We start from the raw sequence: 11,149 nt of genomic DNA, 5'->3' as shown, positions 1-11,149 counted from the left end.
GCCGCGTACTCGTGGATGACGCCGTTCGGGCTCAACACCCCGGCCCAGTGGGTCGCGATGTTCGCCCGCCGGTACATGCACGAGTACGGCGCGACCAGCGAGGACTTCGGCCGCATCGCCGTCGTCGTCCTCCCCGAGGACACGCCGGACGACACGCCCGTGTCCGTCCTGCACAAGGAGGTCCTCGCGAACCTCCCGCCCGGCCCCGACCCCGACGCGGGCGACCCCGACGCGAGCGACCGGGACACGAGCGACCGGGAGCCCGCATGCCGCTGACACCGTCCACCCCGAGCCCGGGAGGCCCGGCCGTGACCCTCACCCACGACACCGCGTCCGCATCCGCGCCCGCGCCCGCGCCCGCGATCGACGTCGCCGAGTTCCTCGCCTGGGGGAACGACCTCCACGACCAGGGCCGCTACGAGGACGCCGCCCGCGCCTACCGGCTGATCCTCGGCGTCGACCGGAACAACCAGGAGGCGCTGCTCGGCCACAACCGGGCCGTCCGGCACGCCGTGCCGCGCTGGCACTGGGAGATGCTGCACGACGAGGAGCGCGCCGAACGCTACGACCACGCGATCCGGCAGGCGGTCACCGCGAACCCGGACGCGCTCGTCCTCGACATCGGCGCCGGCTCGGGGCTGCTCGCGATGATGGCCGCCCGCGCCGGCGCCCGCGGCGTCATCGCCTGCGAGGGCCAGCCGGCCGTCGCCGAGACCGCCGTCGAGGTCGTCCGCACCGCCGGATACGACGACACGGTCCGGGTCGTCCCGAAGATGTCGACCCGGATGACCGTCCCCGGCGACCTGCCGCGCCGCGCCGACCTGCTCGTCACCGAGATCGTCGACTGCGGGCTGCTCGGCGAGGGCATCCTCGGCACCATCGCGCACGCCCGCGAGCACCTGCTCGCCCCGGACGCGACGATCATGCCGTACCGGGCCCGCGTGTACGCGCAGCTCATCGAGAGCGTCCACCTGCACCGCAAGAACCACGTCGGCAAGCTGCACGGCTTCGACCTGGCGCCCTTCAACCGGCTGTCGACGCTCGAGTACTTCGACTCCCGGCTGCACCGCCACGAGCACCGCGCCCTGTCCGAGCCGGTGCCGGTGTTCGACTTCGACTTCCGCACCGCCGACGCGTCCCCGCAGCGCACCGAGCTGCGCGTCCGGCCCACCTCCCCCGGACGGCTGCACGCCATCGCGTTCTGGTTCGAGATGGACCTCGTGCCCGGCGTCACGCTGACGAACGCGCCCGGCATCGCGTCGCACTGGAAGCAGGCGATCCAGTGCCTGCCCGTCCCGCAGCTGGTCCGGTCCGGCGACACCGTCGCGGTCACCGCGCTGCACGACGGGCGCCACATCCGCTTCGAGGTCCCGCCCGCCGAGGAGACCGCATGACGATCATGGACACCGCGCGGTCGTCCGCGCTCGCCGCCTACTGCGCGCAGCCGATCTTCCAGCCCGGACCGGACGTCTACATCACCGGCAACCCGTACCGGCGGCCGATCGGCGCGATCGACGCCCTCGCCGGCCACTCCGTCCCGGCCGCCCTCTCCGAGTTCCTCGGGCCGGGCCAGCTCGCCGCCGGTCGGATCCTGTGCAACGCCTACGAGAGCGACATGATCCTCCTCCCGGCGGCCGGGCTCGCCACCGCCAAGGACGACTTCGACCTCTTCTACGGCGACGAGGTGCGGCGGCTCCGCGACGAGGTCCGGCCCGGGCTGGAGCGGTACGCGTTCGCGTTCCTCGACGACGCCGTCCCGGCCCCGCCCGTCCGGACCCTCGACGACCTCCAGGAGTACTTCCTCGCCGAGGTCGGCGGCGCGGGCGCCCCGGCCGACGCGTCCGGCGTCAACCCGGCCGTCGACGCGGCCGCGCCGGTCAGCGGCACCATGCGGGCGATCGTCGAGTGCCGGCACCCGGAGGAGGCCGCGAGCCTGCACCTCATCCAGCTCGCGCTGGACGCGCTGACGGAGGCGTCCGCGATGGCCCGCAACCTCGGCGGGTCCTACGGCGCCGAGCAGTCCGAACTCTTCAAGATCTTCAACGACGAGTTCGGGTACGGCGTCTACGGCGCCAAGCACAGCACGATCTTCAAGGAGATGCTCGCCAGCGTCGGCCTCCGCACCGACCTGCACGCGTACTGGAACTTCTACCTCACCAGCTCCCTCGTCGGCGTCAACTACTTCAACTGGCTCACCGAGGACCACCGCGGGATGTTCCGCTACATGGCGGCGGTGACCTACCTGGAGTGGCTGTTCGCCCAGGGCTTCGCCGACACCGGCGTGATGCTCCGCGCCGTCTACGGCGACCGCGTGGACGCCAAGTACTGCGACGAGCACGCCCACATCGACATCCACCACGGGCGCATGACGTACGAGAACCTCCTGCTCGGGCTGGCGCGCGCGCACGGCGAACTCGTCATCCCCGAACTCGTGCGCGGCATCGAGGACACCAAGCTCCTCCTCCGCCTCGGCGACGAGGACTTCCGCGCCCAGATCGCGTGGGCCGACTCCCTCGACGCCCACACCAACCCCTCGATCGACGCCCGCGACGACGCGTCCGCCGCCACCCTGCGCCCGGACGATCCGTTCACCACCGGCGTCCACGGCACCGACCGGCTCATCGAGGTCGAGGACGGCGCCGTCCACGTGCACGCGTGGGCCACCGACCGCCCGCACCTGCTGGAGAAGGGCGACGTCCTGCACGTCCCCGCGCACCGCCTGCACGGCCTCAAGGCCGCTTCCCCCCGCGCCCGCGTCACCGTCCGGACCGCCGAAAGGACCCACGATGCCTGAATCGTCGCCCGTCTCGTCCTACAACGAGTGGGACCCGCTCGAAGAGGTCATCGTCGGTGTCGTCGACGGCGCCGCCGTCCCGCCCTGGCACCCCGCCATCGAGGCGACCGTCCCGCCCGAGGCGTGGGACTTCTACCGGCGCAACGGCGGCGGCCCCTTCCCGGAAGACCAGGTCGACGCCGCCCGCGCGGAACTCGACGGCTTCGCCGCGATCCTCGAAGGCGAGGGCGTCACCGTGCGGCGCCCCGACCCGGTCGACCAGTCCGCCGGGTTCGGCACCGCCGACTGGTCGTCCACCGGCGGGTCCTCCCACACCTTCCCCCGCGACATCGCGCTCGTCGCCGGCGACCAGATCGTCGAGGCCACCATGGGCTGGCGGTCCTACTACTTCGCCACCCACCCCTTCCGGACGATCTTCAAGGACTACTTCCGGCGCGGCGCCCGCTGGGTCGCCGCCCCGAAGCCCCAGCTCACCGACGCGTCCTACAACCCCGGGTACGCCGCCGCGAAGCCCGCGTCCCCGGACCCCGCGAACCCGTTCCCGCCCGAGACGTCCGTCATCACCGAGTTCGAGCCGATCGTGGACGCCGGCGACTTCATGCGCTTCGGCCGCGACATCCTCGTGCAGCGCAGCCACGTCACGAACGCCTTCGGCATCGAGTGGGTGCGCCGCCTCCTCGGCGACGAGTTCCGCGTCCACGAGGTCGCGTTCCTCGACGACCACCCGATGCACCTGAACGCCACGTTCGTCCCGCTGCGCCCCGGCCGCGTCCTGATCAACCCCGAGCGGGTCCGCGAACTGCCCGAGATGTTCGCCGACTGGGACACCGTCGTCTGCCCGGAACCCGCCATCCCCGCCGACCAGACGATGTACTTCTGCAGCCGCTGGATCGCGATGAACACCCTGATGCTCGACCAGGACCGCATCTTCGTCGAGGCCCAGGAGACCGAACTCCTCCGGCTCCTCGAGAAGGAGGGCTTCACGCCCATCCCGGTGCCGTTCCGCACGGTCAACACCTTCGGCGGCGGTTTCCACTGCGCCACCTTGGACGTCCGCCGCCGCGGCACGCTCGAGGACTACTTCTAGCCCACGCGCTCCCACATTGAGGTTCGAATGACACACGACGGCGAGGAACGTCCGCTCCTCCTCCTGATCGCGAGCAGCTACTCGGTCTACCGCGCCTACATCCTGGAGTCGGTGTCCGCCCGGTACCGGCTGTGGCTGCTGAACCCCGCGCCGCCCACCTGGGAGGACCCCTACATCGCCGGCCACACGGTCGTCGACTGCCTCGACCTCGACAAGCTCACGGCGGCGGCGCGGGAGGTGGCGCGCGACCACGAGGTCGCGGGCGTGTTCTGCTACGACGAGGTGTACATCGAGACGTCCGCGCACCTGTCGGCCGCGCTCGGCTTCCCCGTCCTGGACCCGGACGCCGTCGCGCGGTGCCGCGACAAGAGCGCGACCCGCGACGCGCTGCGGGCCGCGGGACTGCCGCAGCCCGCGTCGCTGGCCGTGTCCACCCTGGACGACGCCCGCGCGTTCGCCGACCGGATCGGCTACCCCGTCATCCTCAAGCCCCGCAACCTCGGCGGCAGCATGGGCGTCCGCAAGGTCCACGGACCGGACGAGCTGGAGGCGGCGTTCGCGCTGACCGACGGGGTCCGGATGGGCGGCATCCGGCAGTTCGACGACTACGTGCTCGTCGAGGAGTTCCTCGACGGCCCCGAGGTCGCGATCGAGTGCGCCCTGCACCGCGGGACGTGCACGCCGCTGATCGTCGCCCGGAAGGTCCTCGGGACCGGCCGGATGGCGTTCGAGGAGATCGGCCACGACGTCGACGCCGCCGACCCGCTGCTGCACGACCCGGACATGCGGGACGCGCTGCGGCGGGCGCACGAGGCCGTCGGGTTCACCGACGGGTACACCCACATCGAGTTCAAGCTCACGCCGGACGGCCCGCAGGTCATCGAGATCAACGTGCGGCTCGGCGGCGGGATGATCCCCTACCTCGGGCTGCTCACGTCCGGGGTCGACGCGCCGCTCGCGGCGGCCGACATCGTCGCGGGCCGCGCGCCGACCGTGGTGTTCGAGGGACGGCCGCGCGCCGCGTCCGTCCGGTTCGGGTACCCGGCGCACGACATGGAGATCACCTCGGCGGCGGCCCGCGAGGACCTCGTCCGGCCGCCGATCAGGGAGATCCGGGTGGCCGTGGAGCCCGGCATGCGGCTGCGGCTCCCGCCGTACGGGCTGGCCCGCAGCGGCTTCGTCATCGCCGTCGGCGACACGCTCGACGAGACCGGCGCGGCCGTCGCCGACGCCGACCGGTTCTTCACCTTCACCGGCACCCCGCTGGAGCCCGCCACGTGAGCACCTCCGGAAAGGCCGCCGCGCCGCCGACGATCATCGCCACGCTGCGGCAGATGAACGGGACGGTCCGCGTCCTCGTCCTCGGCAACCTGATCAGCAACCTCGCCGCGTTCCTCAACGCGTTCCTGGTGCTGTACCTGACGGACCGCGGCTTCTCCGCCTGGCAGGCCGGCGTCGTCCTGACCGCGCTGATGATCGGCCGGATCTCCGGCTCCGCGGTCGGCGGCGCCGCCGCCGACCGGTTCGGGTACCGGCGCGTCATCATCGGGTCGATGGCCGGCACCGCCGTGCTGACCGCCGCGCTCGTGCACGTCCCGAACATGTGGGTGGGCGCCGCCGTCGCCGCCGGCGCCGGGCTGACCGCGCAGGCGTACCGCCCGGCGGCGATGGCGTGGGTCGTCGAGCTGACGCCGGACGACCGGCACGTCATGGTGTTCGCGGTCATGCGGTTGTCGTTCAACGTCGGCGCCACCCTCGGGCCGCTCGGCGCCGCGCTGCTGCTGGCGTACGCGTCCTACGACGCCCTGTTCTACGTCGACGCCGCGACGTCCCTCGCGTTCGGCGTCGTCGCCTACCTGGTGCTGAAGGGCGACCACGAACCCGACGTCGGCGGCGCCGCGGACGGCGGGCGCGCCGGCTACCGGCACGTCATCGCCGACCGCCGGTTCATGCTGGTCGTCCTCGGCCTCTTCCTCACCGCCGTCGCCTACATCCAGAGTTCGGCCGCCCTCCCGCTGTTCGTGACGGGCAACGGGCACGGCGAGCAGGTCTACGCGGCGCTGCTCACCGTCAACGGCGCCATCGTCATCGTCTTCGAGGTGCTGCTGTCGAAGTGGACGCAGCGGCTCCCCATCGGGCTGCCGATGACGATCGGGATGGCCGTCCTCGGCCTCGGCCACCTCGTCTACGCCGGGCCGACGCCCGTCGCGCTCCTCGTGCTCGCGACCGTCGTGTGGACGTTCGGGGAGGTCATCGCCGCGCCGTCGATGATGGCCTACCCCGGCCTCATCGCCCCGCCCGCCCTGCGGGCCCGCTACATCGCCGCCGCGACCGTCCCCCAGCAGGTCGGCTACGCCCTCGGCCCGATCATCGGCGTCGCCGCGTGGCAGGCGTGGGGCTCCGGGGTGTGGGTCCTCACCGGGGCGTGCGGGCTGGCCGCCGCCGCCTGCGTCGCCGCCGGAGCCGGGACGGCGCGCCGCCGCCCCGCCGCCGCGGAACCCGAACTGGCCCCGGCCGCCGAATGAACACCACAACCCAACGAAGGTGGAACCCCATGGACAAGCCGGTCGTCGCGATCGTCCGCCCGTTCACCTCGGCGGCGATGGTCGCCCCCGCGCTGCGGCGGGCGGGCTTCAGCCCGGTGGCCGTGATGGACTACGCCGGCCCCTCCCTCGGGCCGCTGCACTCCTCGCACGACCCCGCCGACTACGACGCCGTCATCAACCACCACGGCGACATCGACGAGACCGTCGCCCGGCTCGGCGCGCTGAAGCCGATCGCCGTCATCCCCGGCGTCGAAGCCGCGCTGCAGGAGGCGCAGCGGCTCTCCGACGCGCTCGCCCCCGAGTTCTCCAACGACCCCGACCTCGTGGACGCGCGCCGCCACAAGTACCTCATGCACCGGGCCCTCGCCGACGCCGGCCTGCCCGTCCCCAAGCAGATCTGCACCACCGACCCCGCCGAGGTCGCCGCCTGGATCGAGCGCGAGGGACTCGCCGGCCGCGACCTCGTCATCAAGCCGCCGACCAGCGCCGGCACCGTCGGGGTCAGCCGCGCGCCCGGCGGCGAAGGGTGGCGCGAGCGGTTCGAGGCGATGCTCGGCAGCCGCGACAAGCTCGACGTCGTCGCCGAGGAGGTGCTCGTCCAGGAGCAGCTCACCGGCGTCGAGTACGCCATCGACACCGTCAGCCACGACGGCCGGCACTCCATCACCGACATGATCAAGTACCGGCGGGTGCCGTTCGGCGAGGGCATCGCCGTGTACGACTCCGTCGAATGGCTGCCCTACGACACCGACGAGTACGGCGAGCTGATCGAGTACGGGCTCGGCGCGCTCGACGCCGTCGGGCTGCGGAACTGGGCCGCCCACACCGAGATCATGATGACCCCGGACGGGCCGCGGCTGCTGGAGGTCAACGCGCGCCTCGCCGGCGCCGGCAACCCCGCCGTCACCGAGATCGCCACCGGCGAGAGCCAGGTCACCCGCATCGTCGACGTCTGCCGGGGCCTCGGCCCCAAACTGCCGCCCGGCTACACGCTGAACCGCAACGTCATGGCCGTGTTCCTGATGTCGCACTCCACCGGGATCGTCCGCAACGCCGAGATCTACGACGCGGCCCGCGAGCTGCCCAGCTACCACTCGCCCGTCCACCTCGTGACGACCGGCGACCGCGTCGACGCCAGCACCGACCTGTTCGCCAGCATGACGATGGGCTACATCATCCTCGCCCACGAGGACTCCGCGCAGGTCCACGCCGACCGCGAGGCCATCCGCGCCATCGAGAAGGAACTCATCGTCGAGGCCGACGCCTGATGGTCACCCACAAGTACCTCGACGCCTGCGCCGCCGACCCGGCGCTCCGCGACGCCGTGGCGTCCGCCGACCTCCCCGAGGCGTACGCCGCGGCCTGGCGGAAGTACCTGCTGCCCCGCCCGATGTTCTGCGCCGAGGACGGGATCCGCCGCGCCGCCGACGACCTCCGCCGGCTGTTCGGCCTGCTCACGTCCCTCCCCGACCGGCTGTTCGGCGGGGACGTCCGCGCCTTCTGCGGCGCCCTCGGCATGGACGAGCACCGCACCGGCATCATGACCCGCTTCGCCGGCGACCCCGTCCTGTACGGGCGCGCCGACATGTACCAGGACGAGGCGGGCTTCCGGCTGATGGAGTTCAACGTCGGCAGCGAACTCGGCGGCGTCGACGTCGGCGACCTCAACGGCCCCCTGCTCGGCACCGACGCGTTCGGCGCGTTCGCCGCCGACCACGGCCTCGCCCACGTCGACACCACCGCCGCCATCGCACGCCAGTTCGTCCGGGCCACCGGCAAGGACGACCCGGTCGTCGCGACCCTCGAAGGCGTCGGCGGCATCGCCCCCTACGAGGCGCTGCACCGCTCGTTCCAGGAATCGATGCGCCGCCACGGCATCGACCTCGTCTACGGCGACGTCGACCAGGTCCAGACGCGCAACGGCCGCCTCCACCTGCACGGCAAGCCGATCGACCTCGTCCTCCGCTACTACAGCCCGAACCAGCTCGCGCGGGACGACCGCAACGTGGCCCCCGCCGAAACCGTCCAGCGCGCGCACGAAGAAGGCCGCGTCGTCCTGTGGACGCCCGTCTCCAACGGGATGTTCGCGTACAAGAGCAGCCTCGCGCTGCTGTCCGGCGCCGACCTCGACCCGGACGAGCGCGCCCTTGTCGACCGCGTCCTCCCTTGGACCCGGCAGCTCACCCGCGACCTCGCCGAGTTCGTCCGCGCCGAACGCGACACCATGATCCTCAAGCCGATCGCGGGCCTGGGCGGCCACGGCATCCGCACCGGCTGGGACCAGACCGACCGCGAATGGGCCGAAACCGTCGCCGAATGCCTGCGCGAACCGCACATCGCGCAGCGCCGGATCGTCCCGAACCGCGAACCGGTCATGGACCGCGACGGCCGGGTCACCGACTGGACCGCCGTCTGGGGCGTCTTCGCGTTCCCCGACGGCTACGGCGGCGCGTTCTGCCGCACCGTGCCCGCGAACGGCGGATCCGTCGTCAACATCGGCACCACCGGCGCCCGCGTCGCGTCCGTCTTCCACCACTAACCGCGCCCCGGGGGTCGGTCGACGACCCCCGGGATCGGCGTCGTCCCCGCGAACTGCTCCTTCATCGCGTCCACGCCCCGCTGCGGCCGCGCCAGCGGCACGAACTCCTGCCGCTCCGCCCGCTTCCGCTCGACGTCGACCCCCATCGCCCGCGCGCGATCGTCCTTCAGCGCCTCGTCGCACTCGCCCTCGCGGTTGAACGACCACATCAGCTTCGGCTCGCCCACCGGCAGCCCGTGCCCCGGCCGTCCGTCATGCCGCCCGGTATGCCACGTGTGCCACGTCTTCCCGTAGGAGTTCACCAGCTGCTTCATGAACGCCTTCTCGGCCACGTCCGGCAACCCGGGCGCGACGAGCTGGCCCGACAGGATCTCGAAGTTGTGCGGGTGCCAGTACGCCTGCTCGTCCTCGTCCAACCCCTCGAACAGCCGCTCCGACACGATGTACTCGATCCCGATCAGGTTCGCGTCCCGCGTGTTCCCGTCGAACAGGACGCACTGCAGCAGATCGTCGTTCACGACCTTGCAGTAGTGGTGCGCCTCCATCTGCTCGTCCGGCCCGTCCTTCACGCAGTGGAACCCCACCACGTAGACGTCGAACCCCTTCATCGGCTCCGTCGACTGCAGCAGGTTCGCGCCCTGCTCCAGCGCCGCGAGCCACGCGCCTTTGCCTTCCCCGTCCGGACGCAGCGGACTGCGACGTTCCTTCATCCCAGACACCTCCGCCGCACCCCCTACCCGCCGAACCCCCGCGTGCACCGGCCGGGCCCGCGACGTCCCGCCGGCGCGGCTTTCGCCCTAAGATCACCGGAATGTCCCCCCAGCTCCTCGGCCTGTTCGTCGGCTCAAGCTTCGGCACCGCGTTCGTCCTCGCGAACGCCGGCGCGCCCGTCCCCGGCCCCCTCGGGATCGCCCTCCGCGTCGCGGCGGTCCTCTGCCTGATCGCGGTGGTGGTCACCGGCTTCCGCACCGACCGCCGCCGGGAAGCCCCCGCCGACCCCCCGCCCGCTTGGTTCGGCCCCAAGTTCGGCCTCGTCGTCCTGGCCGAGTTCGCGCTGATCTTCGGCGGCATCGCCGTCCTCCGCGCCCTGGACGCCCCCGACCAGTGCAACGTCGCCTGGATCGCCCTCATCGTCGGCCTGCACTTCGTCGTCCTCGCACCGATCTGGAAGCGCACCGCCATCGCCGTCCCGGGCGCCCTCCTGACCGCCCTCGGCGTCGCGGGCATGGTCATGGCCGCGCTCTCGCACGTCGACTGGATCCCCTTCGTGAGCGGCGTCCTCTCCGGCGCCGTCCTCCTCGGCGGCTCCCTCTACGGCGCCGCCCGCCGCTAGCCCGGAGCCCGATCGGCGGCCATAATCAGGTCACCCGACCGAGGGGGCCGCCGTGTGGGCCGATCTCCAGGTCGCGCTCATCGGCGTGATCGGAACCGCCGCACTCGCCGCGGCCGTCCACCACGTCCGCGGAAGGCGGCTCCGGGACGGCCTGGTCCTCGGCGCGGGCGGCCTGTGGTTCCTGTTCTGCTTCACGTCGATCGTCTTCCTCGATCTCCCCTTCACCCCGGCCCCGGTCGAACAGTTCGTCCTCATCGCCCTGGTCTACCTGGTCAGGCACCTCTGGCGCCTCCACAAACGGCGCCGCGACCGCCAGGTGCGCACGTCCCGCCCCTGATCCGCGCGCCCGGCCTCCATCCTCCAGTGAACACTCCCGTACATCTGGGCCCGAAAGGCCCTACCATGGCTGTGCAGATCGGACCTTTCCCCAGAACAGAAATAGTTCGGGAGAATAGATGCAGACTCGGCCTGATCCGGGGTCGGCGGCCACGGCGGAAGAGTTCCTGGAAGCACTCCGGCAACTGCGGGCCTGGGCGGGTCGGCCCTCGCTGCGCACCCTGAACGCGCTCGGCGGAACCGACCCCGACTCGGGCGAACCGCCCGCCGACCTCCTGCCGGTGAGCACGCTCTCCGACAACCTCGCCGGCAAGCGCCTCCCCAACCCGCCCCGCCTCGCCTTCGTGGTCGCCTTCGTCACCGCGTGCATGCGCGCGAAGGGCTCCCACACCCCGGAGGAGATCTCCGCCGAAGAGGACCGCTGGACCCAGGCGTGGCTCACGCTCTCACCCGCCCAGGACGCCCCCGAATCCCCCCTCCCGGCGAGCGCCCCCGCCCCCGCAGAAGCCACCGA

General features: G+C 72.2%; 10 protein-coding genes and 2 pseudogenes. 11 read left to right on the top strand and 1 reads right to left on the bottom strand.

Going from position 1 to position 11,149, the window contains the following annotated elements; all coding sequences use genetic code 11:
- The 8 genes and pseudogenes from DMH08_RS42880 to DMH08_RS35755 form a co-directional block, all read left to right on the top strand.
- Positions 1 to 276, top strand: a pseudogene (locus DMH08_RS42880) (hypothetical protein); the annotation flags it as partial.
- Between the two features lie 32 nt (positions 277 to 308).
- On the top strand, positions 309 to 1,394 hold the full coding sequence (locus tag DMH08_RS35785) for a 50S ribosomal protein L11 methyltransferase (protein ID WP_125620580.1): 1,086 nt from the start codon (positions 309 to 311) through the stop codon (positions 1,392 to 1,394).
- Positions 1,391 to 2,794, top strand: a complete 1,404-nt coding sequence (locus DMH08_RS35780) for an iron-containing redox enzyme family protein (RefSeq protein WP_125620578.1) — start codon at positions 1,391 to 1,393, stop codon at positions 2,792 to 2,794. Before DMH08_RS35785 ends, DMH08_RS35780 begins: the two co-directional genes overlap by 4 nt.
- Positions 2,787 to 3,881 carry an amidinotransferase gene (locus tag DMH08_RS35775; protein ID WP_026404695.1) on the top strand — a complete coding sequence of 365 codons (1,095 nt, stop codon included), beginning with the start codon at positions 2,787 to 2,789 and terminating at the stop codon, positions 3,879 to 3,881. Before DMH08_RS35780 ends, DMH08_RS35775 begins: the two co-directional genes overlap by 8 nt.
- Positions 3,882 to 3,908: 27 nt before the next feature.
- Positions 3,909 to 5,162 (top strand): ATP-grasp domain-containing protein, encoded by a 1,254-nt coding sequence (locus DMH08_RS35770; protein ID WP_026404694.1) that lies wholly within the window; start codon positions 3,909 to 3,911, stop codon positions 5,160 to 5,162.
- Positions 5,159 to 6,406, top strand: coding sequence for an MFS transporter (locus DMH08_RS35765; RefSeq protein WP_125620576.1), 1,248 nt, complete (start codon positions 5,159 to 5,161; stop codon positions 6,404 to 6,406). The genes DMH08_RS35770 and DMH08_RS35765 overlap by 4 nt, the downstream gene beginning before the upstream one ends.
- A 29-nt stretch (positions 6,407 to 6,435) precedes the next feature.
- Complete coding sequence (locus DMH08_RS35760; RefSeq protein ID WP_034520284.1) at positions 6,436 to 7,695, top strand: ATP-grasp domain-containing protein; 1,260 nt, start codon at positions 6,436 to 6,438, stop codon at positions 7,693 to 7,695.
- A complete protein-coding gene (locus tag DMH08_RS35755) occupies positions 7,695 to 8,966 on the top strand; it encodes a hypothetical protein (RefSeq protein ID WP_125620574.1) in 1,272 nt (423 codons plus the stop codon). Before DMH08_RS35760 ends, DMH08_RS35755 begins: the two co-directional genes overlap by 1 nt.
- On the opposite strand, the gene DMH08_RS35750 is transcribed toward DMH08_RS35755, so the two are convergent.
- Positions 8,963 to 9,676 (bottom strand): OBAP family protein, encoded by a 714-nt coding sequence (locus DMH08_RS35750; RefSeq protein ID WP_125620573.1) that lies wholly within the window; start codon positions 9,674 to 9,676, stop codon positions 8,963 to 8,965. The genes DMH08_RS35755 and DMH08_RS35750 overlap by 4 nt on opposite strands.
- A gap of 101 nt (positions 9,677 to 9,777) precedes the next feature.
- Between DMH08_RS35750 and DMH08_RS35745 the strand changes: the two genes are divergently transcribed.
- From DMH08_RS35745 to DMH08_RS35735, 3 genes and pseudogenes are all read left to right on the top strand, one after another.
- Positions 9,778 to 10,299 carry a hypothetical protein gene (locus DMH08_RS35745; RefSeq protein ID WP_026404690.1) on the top strand — a complete coding sequence of 174 codons (522 nt, stop codon included), beginning with the start codon at positions 9,778 to 9,780 and terminating at the stop codon, positions 10,297 to 10,299.
- A 52-nt stretch (positions 10,300 to 10,351) separates the two neighbouring features.
- A complete protein-coding gene (locus tag DMH08_RS35740; protein ID WP_125620571.1) occupies positions 10,352 to 10,636 on the top strand; it encodes a hypothetical protein in 285 nt (94 codons plus the stop codon).
- Positions 10,637 to 10,754: 118 nt separating this feature from the next.
- Positions 10,755 to 11,149 (top strand): annotated as a pseudogene (locus tag DMH08_RS35735) (hypothetical protein); the annotation flags it as partial.

It is taken from the genome of Actinomadura sp. WAC 06369, from assembly GCF_003947565.1.
Classification (GTDB): Bacteria; Actinomycetota; Actinomycetes; order Streptosporangiales; family Streptosporangiaceae; genus Spirillospora; species Spirillospora rifamycini.
This window is presented reverse-complemented; position numbering and strand designations above follow the sequence as displayed.